This is a genomic window from Achromobacter sp. Bel, from assembly GCF_012928505.1.
Lineage (GTDB): Bacteria > Pseudomonadota > Gammaproteobacteria > Burkholderiales > Burkholderiaceae_B > Achromobacter.
This window is the reverse complement of record NZ_JABBJN010000035.1, coordinates 48281-65880: the sequence shown is the minus strand read 5'-3', so window position 1 is coordinate 65880 and position 17600 is coordinate 48281. Positions and strand designations below refer to the sequence as shown.

16 protein-coding genes are annotated in these 17600 nt (G+C 65.8%); 3 read left to right on the top strand and 13 right to left on the bottom strand.

The annotated features are described in order from the left end of the window. The coding region (locus HG262_RS20805) for a GDYXXLXY domain-containing protein (RefSeq protein ID WP_169272819.1) at window positions 1-1701 on the top strand (1701 nt) is incomplete at its 5' end. A 19-nt stretch (window positions 1702-1720) separates the two neighbouring features. On the opposite strand, the gene gluQRS is transcribed toward HG262_RS20805, so the two are convergent. The 4 genes from gluQRS to HG262_RS20785 form a co-directional block, all read right to left on the bottom strand. Beyond that, window positions 1721-2599, bottom strand: a complete 879-nt coding sequence (gene gluQRS, locus HG262_RS20800; protein ID WP_169272818.1) for a tRNA glutamyl-Q(34) synthetase GluQRS — start codon at window positions 2597-2599, stop codon at window positions 1721-1723. 46 nt (window positions 2600-2645) lie between these two features. Further along, window positions 2646-3104, bottom strand: coding sequence for a DUF494 domain-containing protein (locus tag HG262_RS20795; protein ID WP_169272817.1), 459 nt, complete (start codon window positions 3102-3104; stop codon window positions 2646-2648). A gap of 262 nt (window positions 3105-3366) precedes the next feature. Further along, window positions 3367-5391 (bottom strand): TRAP transporter permease, encoded by a 2025-nt coding sequence (locus HG262_RS20790; protein WP_169272816.1) that lies wholly within the window; start codon window positions 5389-5391, stop codon window positions 3367-3369. 229 nt (window positions 5392-5620) lie between these two features. Next, window positions 5621-6583, bottom strand: coding sequence for a TAXI family TRAP transporter solute-binding subunit (locus HG262_RS20785; RefSeq protein WP_169272815.1), 963 nt, complete (start codon window positions 6581-6583; stop codon window positions 5621-5623). Between the two features lie 403 nt (window positions 6584-6986). Between HG262_RS20785 and HG262_RS20780 the strand changes: the two genes are divergently transcribed. After that, window positions 6987-8126 (top strand): DSD1 family PLP-dependent enzyme, encoded by a 1140-nt coding sequence (locus HG262_RS20780; RefSeq protein WP_169272814.1) that lies wholly within the window; start codon window positions 6987-6989, stop codon window positions 8124-8126. A 49-nt stretch (window positions 8127-8175) separates the two neighbouring features. On the opposite strand, the gene HG262_RS20775 is transcribed toward HG262_RS20780, so the two are convergent. The 7 genes from HG262_RS20775 to HG262_RS20745 form a co-directional block, all read right to left on the bottom strand. Further along, window positions 8176-8913, bottom strand: a complete 738-nt coding sequence (locus HG262_RS20775) for an amino acid ABC transporter ATP-binding protein (RefSeq protein WP_169272813.1) — start codon at window positions 8911-8913, stop codon at window positions 8176-8178. Further along, the gene (locus tag HG262_RS20770; protein ID WP_169272812.1) at window positions 8894-9550 is read right to left on the bottom strand and encodes an amino acid ABC transporter permease; all 657 of its coding nucleotides are present in this window, start codon (window positions 9548-9550) and stop codon (window positions 8894-8896) included. Before HG262_RS20770 ends, HG262_RS20775 begins: the two co-directional genes overlap by 20 nt. Further along, entirely contained in the window at window positions 9547-10215 is a 669-nt protein-coding gene (locus tag HG262_RS20765) for an amino acid ABC transporter permease (protein ID WP_169272811.1), read from the bottom strand. The genes HG262_RS20770 and HG262_RS20765 overlap by 4 nt, the downstream gene beginning before the upstream one ends. 18 nt (window positions 10216-10233) lie before the next feature. Further along, a complete protein-coding gene (locus tag HG262_RS20760; RefSeq protein ID WP_006227786.1) occupies window positions 10234-11016 on the bottom strand; it encodes a transporter substrate-binding domain-containing protein in 783 nt (260 codons plus the stop codon). 210 nt (window positions 11017-11226) lie between these two features. Further along, window positions 11227-12135 (bottom strand): LysR family transcriptional regulator, encoded by a 909-nt coding sequence (locus HG262_RS20755; protein WP_169272810.1) that lies wholly within the window; start codon window positions 12133-12135, stop codon window positions 11227-11229. Between the two features lie 106 nt (window positions 12136-12241). After that, window positions 12242-13015: an SDR family oxidoreductase gene (locus tag HG262_RS20750; RefSeq protein WP_169272809.1), complete on the bottom strand. Its 774-nt coding sequence runs from the start codon at window positions 13013-13015 to the stop codon at window positions 12242-12244. 196 nt (window positions 13016-13211) lie between these two features. Beyond that, window positions 13212-14177 (bottom strand): tripartite tricarboxylate transporter substrate binding protein, encoded by a 966-nt coding sequence (locus HG262_RS20745; RefSeq protein WP_169272808.1) that lies wholly within the window; start codon window positions 14175-14177, stop codon window positions 13212-13214. 217 nt (window positions 14178-14394) lie between these two features. Here HG262_RS20745 and HG262_RS20740 point away from each other — a divergent pair, with 217 nt between their 5' ends. Further along, entirely contained in the window at window positions 14395-15588 is a 1194-nt protein-coding gene (locus HG262_RS20740; protein ID WP_169272807.1) for an acetylornithine transaminase, read from the top strand. Window positions 15589-15660: 72 nt separating this feature from the next. Here HG262_RS20740 and HG262_RS20735 read toward each other — a convergent pair whose 3' ends face one another. Both HG262_RS20735 and HG262_RS20730 read right to left on the bottom strand, forming a co-directional pair. Continuing rightward, a complete protein-coding gene (locus HG262_RS20735; protein ID WP_169272806.1) occupies window positions 15661-16026 on the bottom strand; it encodes a hypothetical protein in 366 nt (121 codons plus the stop codon). Between the two features lie 161 nt (window positions 16027-16187). Then, the gene (locus HG262_RS20730) at window positions 16188-17558 is read right to left on the bottom strand and encodes a Fic family protein (RefSeq protein ID WP_169272805.1); all 1371 of its coding nucleotides are present in this window, start codon (window positions 17556-17558) and stop codon (window positions 16188-16190) included. Window positions 17559-17600 lie beyond the last annotated feature (42 nt).

Sequence of the window (17600 nt, the reverse complement as noted above, 5' to 3'; positions counted from 1 at the left end):
GGGCCCGCCGTAGCCGACGCCGAGCCGGCGTCGGCGTCGGCCGGCAATGCCGTGGAGCCGGCCGACTCGGGCGCACCCGTGGCGCAGTTGGCGCCGGCGGTCACGCCGCACGCCGAACCTCCCTGGTATGTGCAGTGCCTGCTAGGCCTGAGCGCCTGGCTGGCCACCCTGCTGCTGTTGGTGTTCGTGGCGTTCTCCGGCATCGTCACGTCCGAAGAAGGCGCGCTGGTGGCCGGGCTGGTCCTGTGCGGGGCAGGCGTGGCGGTGTTGCGCAGCGACGCGGGCCCCTTCTGGCGGCAATGCGGCACGGCCATGGCTTTCGCCGGTCAGTTGCTGATCATTTACGGCTTGTCCGATTCCACCTCGTTCACCAGCGCTTGCGTGTTCGTGCTGCTGATGGCCACGGCCATCTACGTGCTGGGTCCCGATGTGATCCTGCGTTTCCTGTCCGGCGTTCTGATCGCCGGGGCTGGCGCCAGCCTGATCTGGCGCGGCCTGTCGCCCCAGATGATGCGCGACGACCTGCTGGAGGCGTGGCTGGATTTCGATCCCGCCATGTCCAGCGTCGTGTGGCTGCCCATCGCCGTGATCGGCGCCTGGGCCACCGCCGTGATCCTGACCGTGGGCCATCGCGGGGGGGCCAAGCGGGACCATGCGTTGCAGCCGCTGGCCTGGGCGTTCCTGCTGTCGGTGCAGGGCATGGTGTGGCTGGCGGGCGGGATCTCGGTCCTGCATCTGCCCGCCATGTGGCAGCTGAATCCGCAGGGCGCCCTGTTTCTTACCGCCGGCGCCTTGCTGCCGGCGGCAGCGGCGTTAGCGGTGCTGTGGCCCCGCCGCCATGTGTTGACCGCCGGCGTCACCTGGGGCGTGCCGATCGCACTGCTGATCCTGGCCGGCTTCTGGCTGCCCAGCCCGGGCGTGGGTTTCGCACTGGCCTGGCTGCTGTTGGGTTTTGGCCTGAATCAGCTGCGCCTGGTGGTTTTCGGTGTGATCAGCCTGCTGGCCTATCTGGGCGTGTACTACTACCAGCTGGATGTGCCGTTGCTGCAAAAGGCGCTGTGGCTGGGCGGCGGCGCGTTGCTGCTGTTCGTGTTGCGTGGCCTGGTGTGGCTGGTGCCGCGGCTGATGCGCACGCAGGCTCCCGACCGGCGTGCCCCGCTTCCTCCCGTTTCGGCGCCCTTGCGCTGGCGCACACTGGCTATCCTGGGCGGTCTGGCGCTGGTGCTGGTGGTGGCCAACGGCGGCATCTGGCAGCGTGAAAAGCTGCTGGCTTCGGGCAAGGTCGTCATCCTGGAACTGGCGCCGGTGGACCCGAGGTCCCTGATGCAGGGCGACTATATGGCGCTGGACTTTGCGGCCAGCCGTGACATCACGCGTTTGCGCCTGGGCGGCGACCGTCCGGTTGACGACGAGACCCTGCCCGGTTTCGAGCCAGACGGCTATGTGATGCTCCAGACCGACGCGCGCGGCGTGGCCACGCCGTTGCGCATTCAGCCCGACGTGCATCCGCATGCCGACGGCGAGGTGCCGCTGCGCTACCGGGTGCGCGACCGCGGCGTGCGCATCGTGACCAATGCCTGGTTCTTCCAGGAAGGCGAAGCCAAGCGTTTCGAGGTCGCCCGCTACGGCGAGCTGCGCGTGGGCGACAACGGCGAAGCCCTGCTGGTGCGGATGTTGGGCGCGGACCTGCAGCCGCTATAGCGGCAAGGCCGGCCCCGGGTCAGGGGAAGCGCCGCGCCCAGTGCGCGGTGGCTTCGCGCAGGAACTGCCCGCGGTCGGCGTCGGCGGCAAGCGGCGCAAAGCCCAAGGCCCGCCAGGCGCCCTGTAGCGCCGCCAGGGGCGCTTGGGTGTCGATGGCGGGGGCGCCGTTCTGCTTGGACAGTTTCAGGCCGCTGGCGGTGTCCAGGATCAGCGGCACATGCAGATAGCGCACGGGGGGCAGGCCCAGCAAGCGGCCCAGCACGCGTTGGCGCGCGGTGGAGCTCAGCAGGTCGGCGCCGCGCACCACGTCCGTTACGCCCTGCTCGGCGTCATCCACCACCACGGCAAGTTGATAGGCCCATAGCCCGTCCGCGCGCCGCAGGGCGAAGTCACCCACCGCCTGCGCCACGTCCTGCGCTTGCGGGCCCAGCCAGCGGTCTTCGAAGTGCTCAACGCCTTCCGGGACGCGCAGGCGCCAGGCGCGCGCCTGGCGGCCTTCGGGCAAGCCGTGGCGGCACGTGCCGGGATAAGGGCGTTCTCCGTCCGCGCCAGGCACGGTCTGCCCGCGCAGCGCTGAATCGGCGATTTCGCGCCGGGTGCAGCCGCAGCCGTAGATCAGGCCGCGCGCGGCCAGCGTGTCGAAGGCGGATTGGTAGGCGGCGTGGCGCTGCGACTGCCACATGACGTCGCCGTCCCAGTGCAGGCCCAGCGCGTCCAGTTGCGCCATGATGGCGTCGGCGGCGCCCGGCACGGTGCGGGGCGTGTCCACGTCTTCCATGCGCAGCAGCCAGCGCCCGCCGTGGGCGCGCGCATCCAGCCAACTGGCCAGCGCAGCCACAAGCGAGCCCGCATGCAGCGGGCCGCTGGGGCTGGGGGCGAATCGGCCTACGTAGGTCACAGCAACGGCAAGCGGCCCCAATGCATGGGGCCGGGGCGCAGGGTCATCAATGCAGCAACCGCACGCCTTCTTCGTCCAGCAGCTCTTCCAGGACCAGGTTGTCGATCTCGGCTTCCTGGCTCCAGAGAACCATGAGGGCGATGATCTTGATCTTGGACAGCGGCACGGGCGTTTCCGGCGAAGCCAGGCCCCGGTCGATGACGATTTCGCGCAACGGCGCCGGCAATACGCCGGCCGATTCCAGGAAGGCGATGAAGCCGATGGATTCGGTGCCGAGCTGGCTGTATTCGTTGTCGGTGTAGATCCGGGTTCCCGAGTTGGGAGCCTGAGCGAGGTCGACGCATCGTTCCGTGGTCTCGGCCAAACCGTATAGCCAGCCGAGGGCGTCGTCGATGTCTTCGTGCTCGAAACCGGCGGCGGCAAGCCGCTTAGCGAGCACATCGGCCGCAGGACAGGCTTGCGGCGTGTAGTAATTCTCGAACAGATAAACCAGGATATCGAACATATGGCGCAGTTTTGTGCCTGTTTGCACAGTCGGCCCGCAGATCGGCAGACCAGCAAACATGAATTTTACTTTACGCTGATTTATTTAGCCGGGCAACCGGCGAGAAGGCGGAATGTTGTATGGCGTCACCCTGTCGTGGACGGCCCCCATTCTGCCCGCATTTGCTGACAAAATGCGTGATTGGCCGAAAGAAAAACAGGGGCGGACACCTTGGTCCGCCCCTGTTTTATCTTTTGCCAGATGGCTTTTGGCGCGCCGCGCGCTAGGCCGCCTTGGCCCCGTTCTCCAGCTTCAGTCCGGCAAGCTGGCGGATGAACACCGGGATGCAGAGGGCCAGCCCGATCAAGCCGCTCGCCACGCCCGGCACGATCGTCAGCAACGCCCCCACCGTGCACAACCACCGTTCCCAGCTTTTCATGCCTACCAGCATGTAGCGCGAGAACGCCGCTGAAAGTAGCACCAGGCCCACCATGCAACCGATCAGCGTCACGAAGAAGTCGTACCAGGTAAAGCCCTGCACCGAAATCAGCAGCGACGGCGAAAACACGAACACGAACGGCACGATGAGCTTGGTGATGCCCAGCCTGAACGCCGTGTTCCCGGTCTTGAACGGGTCGCTGCCCGCCATGCCGGCCGCCGCATACGCGGCCAGCGCCACCGGTGGCGTGATGTCGGCCAGGATGCCGAAATAGAACACAAAGAAGTGCGCTGCGATCGGCTGCACGCCCAACTGCACGAGCGTGGGGGCGGCCACCGCCACCATGATCAGGTAGTTGGCCGTGGTGGGAATGCCGCAACCCATCAGGATGCAGACGATGCCCGTCATGATCAGCGCGGCTACCAATGTCAGCGATTGCGTATTGGCAATGGCCTCCGGAATCACCACCGAAGCGACGCCTGCGATGGACTGCGCCGCCGAGATCACGATGTACGACACCTTGAAGCCCACGCCAGTCAGCGTTACCACGCCGATGACGATGCCCACGGTGCCGGCCGCAGCACCCACGGCCAGCGCGTACTTGGCGCCCGTCTCGAAGGCTTCGTAGAGATCGCGCAGGCGCAGCCGTTGGAACGGATTCAGCAAGCCCACCAGGATGCAGCCCGTAATGCCCGCGAACGCCGCCAGGTAAGGCGTGCGGCCGCTGGCCAGCACGCCAATCAAGAGGAACAGCGGAATCAAGGTCGGCCAGCGCATCTTGAATGACTGCTTGAGCTTCGGCATTTCCTCGGCCGTCAGGCCGCGCAGCCCTTCACGCTTGGCCTCGAAGTGCACCTGCATGAACAGGCCGAAGAAGTACAGGAAGGCCGGGAAAACGCCCGCGAGGGCGATCTGCTGGTACGGGATGCCCAGGAATTCGATCATCAGGAACGCGGCCGCGCCCATGATGGGGGGCGTGATCTGCCCGCCCGTGCTGCTGGCGGCTTCGACGCCGGCCGCGAAATGCCGGGGGTAGCCCACGCGGATCATGGCGGGAATGGTCAGCGACCCGACCGTGACCGCATTGGCCACCGATGAACCCGACAGCATGCCGAACATGGCCGAGCCGAATACCGACACCTTGGCGGGTCCACCCGCGTAGCGGCCGGCAATGGTCGAGGCCACGTCCAGGAACAACTGGCCCAGGCCGATACGGGTGGCCAGCACGCCGAACAGCACGAAGTGAAACACGTAGGTCGCCACCACGCCCACCGCCACGCCATACACGCCCTGGCTGGTCAGGTACATGTGGTTGACGATCTGGGACCAGGTATTGCCGGCGTGTTGCAGCAGGCCGGGGAAGTATGGGCCGAACTTGGCATAGGCCATGAAGACCAGCGCGATGATGGGCAGGGGCCAGCCCATGGCGCGCCGCGTCGCCTCCAGCAGGCCGATCAACAGGATCGACCCCATGAACACGTCGATGGGCAGCGGATTGCCCACGCGGAACGCCAGGTCTTCGAAGATGTACGGGATGTACATCACCGACAGCGCCAGCGCCACGGCGATGATCCAGTCGTACAGCGGGATGCCGCCTGGCGCATACCAGGTGGACTTGGGTTCGCGCTGATAGTGCGACTTGGAAAAGCCGAACACCAGGAAGATCAGGCTCAGCACAAAGGCCAGGTGCACGCCGCGGTGCGTGGCCTCGCGCAGCAGGCCGAAGCCGGCGGTGTAGTAATGGAAGATCGAGAGCGTGACGAGCAGCCCTGAAACGATCCAGGTGGCGGTCTTGTCCAGCGGCCGGAAGCGGATCTCGGAATCGTACTTCTCCGCCAACTGCTGGGTTTTTTCGTGGTCTATTTCCATCGCCGTAACTCTTTGGGTGATTCAGCAAGCAGGGCCGCTCGTGGCGGCCCTGCTCAAGCGCGGCGTGCAACACGCCGCAGGTATTTGCACTGTGCCCGGCCCCTTGCAGCTAAACGGCACGCCCGCCGCACAACGCCGCCGCCACCGATCCGGGCCGCGTGGATCCGGCTTCGCCGGTCCACCGCGGCGCCCCTGGGGGAGGCGCCGCAGGCGCTAGGGGGGGCCTACATCATTTCAGCAGGCCGATTTCCTTGTAGAACTTTTCGGCGCCCGGGTGGAACGGAATGCCGGCGCCCTTGATGGCGTTGTCACGCGTGATGAGCTTGCCCTTGGCATGGCCGTTGTCCAGCGTCTTGCGCGTGGCGTCGCTGTACAGCGCCTTGGTGACGTCGTAGACGACCTGCTCGGACTGCTTGGCCGACGTGACCATTTGCGCGTTGACCGAGATGGTCTTCACTTCGCCGACGTTCTGGTAGGTGTTGGCGGCGATGGTGTCGGGCGTGAAGAACTCCTGCTTGGCGCGCAGCGCGTCGATTTCCGGGCCGACCAGCGGCACGATCTCGATGCCCGCGCCGCTGGAGGCCAGTTCGGCGATGGCGCCGGCAGGGGCCCCGCCCACGAAGAAGAAGGCGTCCAAACCGCCGTCCTTGAGCTTGTCGCCCGCTTGGTTCGGCTTCAGGTATTCGGCCTTGATGTCCTTGTCGGTCATGCCGTAGGCGCCCAGGATCAGGCGCACGTCCACCAGCGTGCCGGAACCCGGCTCGTCCATGGATACGCGCTTGCCTTTCAGGTCGGCCACGCTCTTGATGCCCGCGCCCTTGCGCGTCACCAGGTGGATGCTTTCCGGATACAGGGTGGCGATCAGGCGCAGGTCTTGGGCTTTGGGCTTGCCTTCGAACGTGCCGGTGCCGCTGTAGGCCCAGAACGCCACGTCGGATTGCGTGAAGCCGGCTTCAAACGAGCCGCCCAGGATGCCGTTGATATTGGCTACGGATCCGTTGGACGCAACCGCCGTGGCGACCAGCTTGCCCGGCTGGGAGACGGCGTTGGCGATGATGCCGCCGATCGGATAGTACGTGCCGGCGGTGCCACCCGTGCCGATGCGGAAGAACTGTTGGGCCTGTGCGGAACCCACGGTGCCGACCGCGGCGACGGCGACGGTCAGGGCGGTAATCCAATGCTTGAGTTTCATGCGAGCTTCTCCGGGACTTTGTGACGGATGTTGATGGATGTTGATGTGTTCGACGTGGACGGGTATTGTTCTAAGCGCCTTTTGCCGCCGGGCCGTCCCAAGGCAAAAGAGCCCCCTTGGGGGGCAGGAAGCCCGCGACGCGGGTGCGCCGTGGGGGCCGCCTTTTGCCGCCGGGCCGTCCCAAGGCAAAAGAGCCCCCTTGGGGGGCAGGAAGCCCGCGACGCGGGTGCGCCGTGGGGGCCGCCTACCTATGGTGAAATTCTGGCATGTAGGCCATCCGTAGCCAATGGTTACGGGGCTATCGTTTACCAGGGGGTGACCCGCCCCTTTGGTTATGGCTGGTCGCGCTTTGGTTATGGCGTGCCGTGCCACCCCATCCGGTGCAGATAACGGAGTCACCCAGATGTCCCAGGAAGTCATACGCGGCATAGCGCTGCCCCCGCCCGCGCAACCGGGCGATCCTCTGGCCCGCGTCGACACCCCCAGCCTGGTGCTGGACCTGACGCCGTTCGAGGCCAACCTGCACGCCATGCAGGCCTGGGCCGACCGTCACGACGTGGCGTTGCGCCCACACGCCAAGGCGCACAAATGCCCCGAAATCGCGTTGCGCCAGCTGGCGCTGGGCGCGCGCGGCATCTGTTGCCAGAAAGTCAGCGAAGCCCTGCCCTTCGTGGCCGCCGGCATCCGCGACATCCACATCAGCAACGAAGTCGTCGGACCCGCCAAACTGGCCATGCTGGCGCAATTGGCGCGCACCGCCAAAATGAGCGTCTGCGTGGACAACGCGCAGAACCTGGCGCAGATTTCCCAGGCCATGGCGCAGGCCGGGGCCGAGATCGACGTGCTGGTCGAGGTGGACGTGGGCCAGGGGCGCTGCGGCGTGTCGGACGACGCGCTCGTGCTGGCGCTGGCGCAACAGGCGCGCGACCTGCCGGGCGTGACTTTCGTGGGGCTGCAGGCCTACCACGGGTCGATGCAGCACTTTCGCACCCGCGAAGAACGGTCGCAGGTCTGCCGGCAGACGGCGCGCATCGCTGCGTCGTATGCGCAGTTGCTGCGCGAAAGCGGCATCGCGTGCGACGTCATCACGGGCGGCGGCACGGGCAGCGCGGAGTTCGATGCGGCAAGCGGCGTTTTCACTGAACTGCAGGCAGGGTCTTACGCCTTCATGGATGGCGATTACGGCGCCAACGAGTGGGACGGCCCGCTGGCCTTCCAGAACAGCCTGTTCGTGCTGTCCACCGTGATGAGCGTGCCCGCGCCGGATCGCGTCATCCTGGACGCAGGGTTGAAATCCACCACCGCCGAATGTGGCCCGCCCGCGGTGTTCAACGCCGATGGCCTGACCTACGCGTCCATCAACGACGAGCACGGCGTGGTGCGCGTGGCGCCGGGGGCGCAGGCGCCCGCATTGGGCGACGTGCTGCGCCTGGTGCCTTCGCACGTGGATCCCACCTTTAACCTGCATGACGGGCTGGTGGTGGTGCGCGACGGCGTGGTCGAGGACATCTGGGAGATCGCGGCGCGCGGCTTCTCGCGCTGACCGCAGCGGGCCACCGGCGCGGTCGCGCCGTGCGTGCGGGTCCTGCGATTCAAGCCGCCAGGTTCGTCATCCCCAGGAATTGCCGCAGTTCGGGGGTGGCGGGCGCCGAAAACAGTTCTTCGGGCGGCCCGATCTCGTGCACGCGGCCCTGATGCATGAACATGACGCGGTCGCACACTTCGCGCGCAAAGCGCATTTCGTGCGTGACCATCAGCAGGGTCATGCCGTCGGCCGCCAATTCGCGCACCACCGCCAGCACTTCATTGACGAGTTCCGGATCCAGCGCCGACGTGATTTCATCGCACAACAGCGCCAGCGGCTGCATCGCCAGCGCGCGGGCGATGGCCACGCGCTGCTGCTGGCCGCCGGACAGCTCTTCCGGCCACGCGTCGAATTTGTGCGCCAAGCCCACGCGGGTCAGCATGGCGCGCGCCAGGTCGGCCGCTTGCGCTTCCGGCATGCGCTTGGCCACCATGGGCGAGAGCATCACGTTGCGCCCCACCGTCAGGTGCGGGAACAGGTTGAACTGCTGGAAAATCATGCCCACCTTCAGCCGCAGCGCACGCAGCCGCAATTCGTCGTCGCCCAGTTGGGCGTCGGCCACCATGATGGCGCCGCCGTCGATTTGCTCAAGCCCGTTCACGCACCGCAGCAGCGTGCTCTTGCCCGAGCCGCTTTTGCCGATGATGGCGATGACCTCGCCGGGTTCGACGCGCAGCGTCACCCCCTTCAGGACTTCGTTGTCGCCGAATTTCTTGCGAACGTCTTCAAGGGCGATGAGGGGCATGCAACTTCCTTTCCAGCCGGAGGCTGAGGCGCGACAGGGGCCAGCACAGCGCGAAATAGATCAGCGCGGCGCAGGCGTAGACGGTGAAGGGGCTGAAGGTGGCGTTGGTGATGACGGTGCTGGCCTTGGACAGCTCCGTGAATCCGATGATGGAAGTCAGCGCGGTGCTCTTGACGATCTGCACCGCAAAGCCCACGGTGGGTGCGATCGCGATGCGCAAGGCTTGCGGCAGCACCACGTAACGCATCTGCTGCACATAACCCAGCGCCAGGCTGGCCGACGCTTCCCATTGCCCTTTGGGAATGGCCTCCACGCAGCCGCGCCAGATCTCGGCCAGGAACGCGCCCGACCACAAGGTCAGCGCCGCGCCGGCGGCCAGCCAGGGCGGCACTTCCAGGCCCAGCAGCGACAAGCCGAAGAACGCCAGGAACAGCTGCATCAAGAGCGGCGTGCCCTGGAACAGTTCGATATAGGCCCAACTGGCGCGCCGCATCAGGGCCACGCGGGAGGTTCGCATCATCAGCGCCAGCACGCCCATCAGCGCGCCGCCGGCGAACGCCACCAACGACAGCACGATGGTCCAGCGCGCGGCCAAGAGCAGGTTGCGGACGATGTCCCAGGTTGAGAATTCAATCATCTTGCCGCCTTGCGGAACAGGCGCCGTCCGGCCAGGCGCAGCAACTGCCGCAGCAGGATGGCCAACGCCAGGTAGATGCCGGTGGTGACCAGGTACACCTCGAACGCGCGGAAGTTGCGCGACTGGATGAAGTTGGCGGCAAACGTCAGGTCTTCGGCGGCGATCTGCGAACACACCGCCGACCCCAGCATCACGATCACGATCTGCGACGACAGCGCGGGCCAGATGCGCTTGAGCGCAGGCATCAATACCACGTGCCGGAACACCTGGAAGCGCGTCATCGCCAGGCTGGCGCCGGCCTCGTATTGGCCCTTGGGCGTGGCGTCGATGCCGGCGCGGATGATTTCGGCGCTGTAGGCACCCAGGTTCAGCGCCATCGCCAGGCAGGCGGCCTGCATTTCGCCCAGTTGCACGCCCAATGACGGCAGGCCGAAGAACACGAAGAACAGCTGGATCAGGAACGGCGTGTTGCGGATGACCTCGACATAGGCGGCCACCGGCGCGCGCAGCCAGCCCGGGCCCTGTGTGCGGACCCAGGCGCACGCGATGCCCAGCGCCACGCCGGCGACCGCGCCGAAGGCGATCAGTTCGACCGTGACGCCGATGCCTTTGATCAGCACCGGCGTGTAGTCGAACACCGCGCCGAAATCGTATTGATAAGCCATGATGGCCGCCGTCGGGACTTAGAGGTCCTTGGGCAGTTCGGCGCCCAGCCACTTCTGCGAAATCGCCGACAGGGAACCGTCACGCTTGGCGGCAGCCAGGATGTCATTGACCTTGGCGCGCAGCTTGGGCTCGTCCTTGTTCAGGCCGATGTAGCACGGCGAATTCTTGATCAGGAACTTGGTTTCCGGCTTCTTGGCCGGATTGCGCGCCAGGATGGCGGCGGCGACCACGTTGCCCGTGGCGATCATCGGCACCTGGCCCGACAGGAAGGCGGTGATGGTGCCGTTGTTGTCTTCATAGCGCTTGAGCGTGGCCGATTCAGGGGCGATCTTGGACAGCTCGATGTCTTCCACCGCGCCACGCGTCACGCCGATCGTCTTGCCCGCCAGGTCCGCCGCCGACGCTACCTTCAGGTCGGCCGGGCCGAACACGCCGTTGAAGAACGGCGCATACGCGTCCGAGAAATCGATGGCCTTTTCGCGTTCGGCGTTCTTGCCCAGGCTGGAGATCACCAGGTCCACTTTGCGTGTCTGCAGATACGGCACGCGGTTGGCGCTGGTGACCGGCACCAGTTCCAGCTTCACGCCCAGCTGCTTGGCAATCAGCTGCGCGGTGTCGATGTCATAGCCCAAGGGCTTCATGTCGGCGCCCACCGAACCGAAGGGCGGGAAATCCTGCGGCACGGCGATCTTGATCGTGCCCGCGCGGACGATATCGTCCAGCGTGTCGGCGTGCGTCAGCGGCGCGGCCAGCAGGCTGGCGGCGGTGCAAAGGGACAACAACAGGGTTCTACGGTTCATGAGGGACTCTCCAGGGCGCGCACCGCCCGGAGCGGGTCGGGTGCGTTGCACACCAATTCGGTATACAAACCTGGAAAAGCAAGTTCCGTGCCATTTCGGGCCCGCTACACGGGTGACGACGGGGACGCATGACGCGCCCTGCTTTGGTGCGGCGGATGCGCCGGATGCGGGCATGCCCGGCACCGGTTTGGGTCGCCCCCCGGGGCCGGGTCAGCCCTCCAGATGGGGCTGCATCAGGGCCGCGAACCAGTCATGGAAAACCGCCAGGCGGCGCGAGCGCTGGCGACGGTGCGGATACAACAGCGATACCGGCATGGCGGCCGCGCGCAAGGCCGGCATGACCTCGATCAGCTTGCCGGCGTCCAGCAGATGCTGGACGTCAAAGCGCGGAATCTGGATGAGTCCCAGTCCGGCCAGGCAGCAGGCGATATAGCTTTCGGCATTGTTCACGACCACCCGGGCCGGCACCTGAGCCCACTGCTCGGCCCCGTCTTCCGCAAGGTATTCCCAGGGCAATTCCCGGCCCGTCTTGGGTGACGCATAGCCCACGGTCCAGTGTCCGGACGCCAGGTCGCCGGCCCGGCGCGGCTCGCCTTGTTCGCGCAGGTAATCGGGGCTGGCGCAGTTGATCAGGGCGATACGGCCTAGCGGCCGCACGACCAGGCTGCTGTCGTCCAGCGTGCCGATGCGCACCGCGCAATCCACCCCTTCCTGCACCAGGTCGATCGCGCGGTCGGTGGAACTGAGCATGAGTTCCAGCCGGGGATGGCGGCGCAGCAGGCCGGGCAGCGCCGGCGCGATCAGCCGCCGCGCAATGCGGCTGGGCGCATCGATGCTGAGCCGCCCCGACACCTGGCGCTGGCCGGCGTGGAACAACTGGTCGATATCCTCCACTTCCGCCAGCAGCGGCCGCACGCGCTCCAGCAACTGTTCGCCGTCGGCCGTCAGCCGCACCTGCCGCGTCGTCCGATGCAGCAGGCGCACGCCCAACTGCGTCTCCAATTGCTGGATGGCCGCCGACACCGAGGCGCGCGGCACCTCCAGCGCATTGGCGGCCTTGATGAAGCTGCCCATGTCGGCGACCTGGGCGAACACGCGGTACTGGTCGAATCGGTCCATGCGTCTGGCGTCCCCTGCCGTCCACGGGCGGATCGCCCTGTGGATGACGGCAGGAGAGAGATTAGCCTGTCAGCGCAAAAAGGCACCTGGCGCAGGCCGTGGCCGCTTACTTTGTCGTATAGCCGCCGTTGATCAGAATGGTCTGGCCGGTGATCCACCAGCCGTCGCTGACCAGGTGGCGGATGAAGGGCACCACGTCTTCGATGTCCGTCAGCCCCGTCTTGCTGAAGGGCGACAGCGCGGCGGCGGTCTTGTGATAGGCCACCGCATCGGCGCCTTCGGCCGGATAGAAGAACGGCGTGTCCATCGGGCCGGGGCCGACGGCGGTCACCGAGATGCCGCGGGCGCCGAATTCCTTGGACGCGGCGCGCGTGTAGTGCTCGACCGGCGCCTTGGTGCCGGCGTAGGCGGCGTAGAACGGCGTGAACGCGCCCAGCAGGGACGTCACCAGCGTGCAGACCTTGCCGTTGTCGTTCACGTGGCGGCCCGCTTCGCGCAGGAAGAAGAAGGCGGTCTTGGAGTTCACCGCCGTCATCTCGTCGTACTCGGCCTCGCTGATCTCGGTGAAGGGCTTCTTCAATACTTTGCCGACGGTATTGATGGCGATGTCGGGACGGCCCACGGCGGCGACGGCGTCGGTGAACAGCTTCTCGACGGCGGCGGCGGTGGTCAGGTCGCCTTGCAGCGCAACCGCTTTAGCGCCTGCCGCCTCGATCGCGGCCACGGTCGCATCCGCGTCGGCTTTGGACGCGGCGCTGTTGTAGTGGATTGCCACCGCGCGGGCGCCCTGCTGCGCCAGGTCGCGCGCGATCAGGCCGCCCAGGTTCTTGGCGCCGCCGGCGATCAGCACGACTTTGCCCTTGATGGAATGGTCTGCCATGGAAAAACCCCTTCATGAATCGATGGAGCTTCGAGCTTAGGCAAGCGCGTCCCCGCGATAAACCACCCGGGGCTGGATGGATCATCCAGAAAAAACGCCCAATCGCCATGAAAAAAGCCGTCCCTTTTTACGGGGACGGCCTTTGCAAGAAGCGGCTGCCGGTACGGCGGGCGGCGGGCGTCTTGATCCTGATTCTTTAATCCACCTGCGCGCCGGACTGCTTGACGGCTTTCCCCCACTTGCCGACTTCGCTGGCGATGAACGTGCCCGTTGCCTCGGGCGTCAACGGCATGGGTTCCGCGCCGCGGTCACGCAGGAATTTCTGCATTTCCGGCGTGGTCAGCGCCTGGCCGATCTGCTTGCTGAGGTAATCGGTGACCGCCGGCGGCGTGTCGCGCGGGGCCAGCACGGCGGCCCAGCCGATGGCCTCGAAGCCCGGGTAGCCGGATTCGGCCACGGTCGGCACATCGGGCAACTGCGGCAAGCGCTTGGCGGTCGTCACGGCCAGCGCGACCGCCTTCTTGCTTTGCACGTGCGGCAGGCCGGCGGTGACGGAATCCACCATCAGCGGCACCTGGTGGCCCAGGAAATCGGCCTGGGCCGGGCCGCTGCCCTTGTACGGGATGTGGCGGATGTCGATATCGGCCGCGGCCTTGAACATCTCGGCCGACAGGTGCTGCGTGCCGCCGATTCCGGCGCTGGCATAGGCCAGTTCGCCCGGATTGGCGCGCGCTTGCGTCACCAATTGCTTAAGCGAGGTGATGCCGGACGCCGGCGTGGCCAGGAACATCAGCGGCACCGAGAACACGCCCGACACCGGCGCGAAATCCTTCGTCAGGCTGTAGTTGATGGTCTTGTACAGCGTCTGGTTGACCGCGGCGGCACTGCCCGCGATGACCAGCGTGTAGCCGTCGGGCGCCGCGCGCATGGCTTGCTCCATGCCGATGTTGCTGCCGGCGCCCGCGCGGTTTTCCACCACGATGGGCTGCTTGACGGCGGCGCCCAGCTTTTCAGCCAGGGCCCGGGCAAAGATGTCGGTGGCCTGCCCGGGCGGGAATGGCACGATCAGGCGGATGGGGCGTTCGGGGTATTGGGCATGCGCCGGGGCGCCGGCCGCCGCCAGCGCCAGGCCGGCGGCAAGACTGGAAAGGATACGTTTCATGATTGGTCAGTAAAAAGCGACAACGGGCGGCGCGCGGGGGCGCGCCACTTGCATAAAATAGAGCGCCCGGACGGCTGGCCCTTGTGAGGCGGCCCGGGGCGGATCGGCGGGGGGTGCGTCACGATAGCATCCCGTTGTCGGTGCTACATTTGCGTTTTCGCGCTTCCCCCTTGAAGTTTCCCCTTCATCCCTGTCCTTTCACCCCGCAGGAACCGCCATGGAATTCAGCCAGTTCAACGTCAACACCCTCATGGAGATCACCTCCCGCCCGGACCTCGTGTTCGTGAGCGGCAAGGGATCCTGGCTGGAGGATCACGCGGGCAAGCGATATCTGGACTTCGTGCAGGGCTGGGCGGTGAACACGCTGGGCCACTCCGCGCCGGAAATGCAGCGCGCGCTGGTGGAACAGTCCCAAAAGCTGATGAACCCGTCGCCGGCGTTCTACAACATCCCCTCGATCGAGCTGGCCCAGCGCCTGACCGGCGCATCCTGCTTTGACCGCGTCTTCTTCGCCAACAGCGGCGGCGAAGCCAACGAAGGCGCCATCAAGCTGGCGCGCAAGTGGGGCCAGGTCAAGAAGAACGGCGCCTACAAGATCATCACGATGAACCACGGCTTCCACGGCCGCACGCTGGCAACCATGTCCGCGTCGGGCAAGCCGGGCTGGGACAAGATGTTCGCCCCGCAAGTGGAAGGCTTCCCCAAGGCCGAACTGAACGACCTGGAATCGGTGCGCGCCCTGATCGACGACAAGACCGTCGCCATCATGCTGGAACCGGTGCAAGGCGAAGGCGGCGTGATCCCGGCCACGAAGGAATTCATGCAAGGCCTGCGCAAGTTGGCCGACGAGAACCAGTTGCTCTTGATCGTCGACGAAGTGCAGACCGGCATGGGCCGCACCGGCAAGATGTTCGCCTACCAGCATTCCGACGTCATCCCGGACATCATGACGCTGGCCAAGGGCATCGGCGGCGGCGTGCCGCTGGCCGCCCTGCTGGCGCGCCAGGACGCCTGCGTGTTCTCGCACGGCGACCAGGGCGGCACGTACAACGGCAACCCGCTGACGACCGCCGTCGGCGTTGCTGTGTTCGACGCGCTGGCTGCGCCGGGCTTCATGGACGCCGTCAACGCGCGTTCCAAGCAACTGTCCGACGGCCTCTTGGCGCTGTCGGCCAAGTACGGCATGAAGGGCGAGCGTGGCCTGGGCCTGTTGCGCGCCTTGATCATGGACCGCGACGATGGTCCGGCCATTGTCGAAGCCGCCCGCAAGCTGGAACCGCAAGGCCTGCTGCTGAACGCCCCGCGCCCGAACCTGCTGCGCTTCATGCCGGCGCTGAATGTGACGGCTGAAGAAATCGACCTGATGCTGAGCGAACTGGACAAGCTGATCGCGCAGGTGCGTAAGGCTTGATTGAAGTCTTACGTTCGTGAATGACAAGGGCCGCCTATGCGGCCCTTGTGCTTTGTCGGCGCGTGCTCAGGCTCAGGCCACCAGCCTCAGATGGCGCTTGACCATTGGAACCGTGGGCTGCTGCTTGACCAGGCTGACGGGCACGAACTCCAGCGGCCTGCGGCCGGCCGCCGCGTCACCCAGGCTGGCGGTGAGCAATGCGGTGCGCGACGCGCCAAGTCCGCGTGCGCGCTGAATACCGCGGGCAAGTTCCATCGCCTGCTGTTCGGCCATGTCCCGGGATGGCCAGACGGTGCGGCAGAAATGCGTCTTGATTTGCGGTGTCTGCTGGGTGTGGTCGATCACGTCTACGTAGCCGCGAAATGCGCCGTACTCGACCTCCATGACATTGGGGCGGACCGATTTGAAGACAGGCGGTTTTTGCGAGATAGGAGCCATGATGGGATTCCTTGATAGAACACGAATTCATCCTAGCTCACAATGCGGGCAATCTTCGCATTGCTTTGCAGTTGTTTAGACAGCTGTCGAGATTTGCCGAGGTGCAAGAAAATCTTGCAGCGCGAATGACCGACATAGCAATGGCCGATGGCTTGGCGACGCTACTGCGGCCGTCCCGCCTCGATCCACTCCTGCACCTGCTCCATCGGCAAGCGATATCGCGCGCAGTTGTACAGATCCAAGAAGCGCAGCTCCTCCGCCAACATGGGGTAAAACACGCGGGCATCGTCCTCCGATAGGGCCAGCGCCGCTACCGCCGCATCGGTCGTCTGCCGCCCGCGCACTACCCGGCTGATCGCTTCGTTCAGTTTTTCCCGAAAGCGCAGGCGAAGGGGATCCGGCACACCTGCCGCGTCCAGCTGAATGGCGTACTTTCGGATCGAGCGCCGATAGGACCACGTGAACAGATCCACCGCCAGCGTCACATCGCCGCGTTCGTAGACGCCCATCATGGCGTAGGCATAGTCTTGGGCCTCCACGTCCAGGAATGACAGCGGCGCGCAGTTGTAGAGCATCAACGGAATGTTGGCCGACAGGCGGCTGGTACGCTTGTTGCCGTCCTCGAATGGCTGCAGATAGGCAAGGTTCACCCAAAGAAAGAATGCCGCTTCCACGGCGTTCTTGATCAGCCGCGCTTTCTCCACGATGTGATCGAAAACTTCCTGCAGCAGCGCGGGCGCCTGGATGGGCAGGTAGGTCGTGCCGCTGATGTTGACCACCGTCCGGCGGATATGCCCCAGGCTTTTGGTGTCGGGCAACAGGTGCTGCATCAGGATCGCGTGGAGGTTGCCGATGACGGCGGGCGTCAGACCGTGCATGGGTACCGCATCGATCATGAATTCGATGGCGGCCTTGTGGTTAAGCAGCATGACCGCGTCCAGATCCGTTCCCGCCGCGCCGCGCTTGAAGAGTTCTTGCGTGGCCAGCAGCGAATATCGATTGCCTTCCAACCGCGAAGACGACCAGGACAGATCCAGCAACAGCGGTTCCAGCACGCGGCGCGCGTAAGTGCCGGCAGGCTGCTGGCCCTGCATGCGGCCTTCGTCGGCCAAGGTCTGGGCCAAAGCAGGAGGCAATAGCGAGCTCTGGTTCGGGACGTAGTGGTCTACGAAGCTGCGCTGATAGCCCACCGGTGCGCGCGATGCCAGCGGTTGCCGAAGATGGGCCAGCAATTCCACCCCATGTTCGGACCAGATCATTCCGCCAATGTCAGGCATCGGTTCCGCCAGCCGCGTGGCGGCGTAGGCCGGGGCGGATGTCCAGGCGGGTGCCTCGTCCGCGACCCCGTAGCGCGTTGCCCGGCCTTGCCCTTCGCGCAGCACCAGGCCGGCTTTGCGCAGCGCGTCCAGCTGGCGCTTTACCGTGGACCAGCTAGCGGGGGTTCGGGAAGCCAATTCGCTGGAACTCAGCCAAGGCAGATTGTCCTGACGTTGGGCGCGGAGCAGCTGAAGGATGTGATCGCGGGTGGTCATGGGGCGATGTCGGCAGGTGAATCAGCTCAATTTATCAGGAAT

Bases quoted from the DNA above. Each gene is read 5' to 3' on its own strand.
- HG262_RS20775 (WP_169272813.1), bottom strand. From the start codon at position 8,913: ATGCCCCTCATCGCCCTTGAAGACGTTCGCAAGAAATTCGGCGACAAC.
- HG262_RS20780 (WP_169272814.1), top strand. From the start codon at position 6,987: ATGTCCCAGGAAGTCATACGCGGCATAGCGCTGCCCCCGCCCGCGCAA.
- HG262_RS20750 (WP_169272809.1), bottom strand. From the start codon at position 13,015: ATGGCAGACCATTCCATCAAGGGCAAAGTCGTGCTGATCGCCGGCGGC.
- HG262_RS20730 (WP_169272805.1), bottom strand. From the start codon at position 17,558: ATGACCACCCGCGATCACATCCTTCAGCTGCTCCGCGCCCAACGTCAG.
- HG262_RS20755 (WP_169272810.1), bottom strand. From the start codon at position 12,135: ATGGACCGATTCGACCAGTACCGCGTGTTCGCCCAGGTCGCCGACATG.
- HG262_RS20765 (WP_169272811.1), bottom strand. From the start codon at position 10,215: ATGGCTTATCAATACGATTTCGGCGCGGTGTTCGACTACACGCCGGTG.
- HG262_RS20790 (WP_169272816.1), bottom strand. From the start codon at position 5,391: ATGGAAATAGACCACGAAAAAACCCAGCAGTTGGCGGAGAAGTACGAT.
- HG262_RS20760 (WP_006227786.1), bottom strand. From the start codon at position 11,016: ATGAACCGTAGAACCCTGTTGTTGTCCCTTTGCACCGCCGCCAGCCTG.
- HG262_RS20785 (WP_169272815.1), bottom strand. From the start codon at position 6,583: ATGAAACTCAAGCATTGGATTACCGCCCTGACCGTCGCCGTCGCCGCG.
- HG262_RS20740 (WP_169272807.1), top strand. From the start codon at position 14,395: ATGGAATTCAGCCAGTTCAACGTCAACACCCTCATGGAGATCACCTCC.
- HG262_RS20735 (WP_169272806.1), bottom strand. From the start codon at position 16,026: ATGGCTCCTATCTCGCAAAAACCGCCTGTCTTCAAATCGGTCCGCCCC.
- HG262_RS20795 (WP_169272817.1), bottom strand. From the start codon at position 3,104: ATGTTCGATATCCTGGTTTATCTGTTCGAGAATTACTACACGCCGCAA.
- HG262_RS20745 (WP_169272808.1), bottom strand. From the start codon at position 14,177: ATGAAACGTATCCTTTCCAGTCTTGCCGCCGGCCTGGCGCTGGCGGCG.
- HG262_RS20770 (WP_169272812.1), bottom strand. From the start codon at position 9,550: ATGATTGAATTCTCAACCTGGGACATCGTCCGCAACCTGCTCTTGGCC.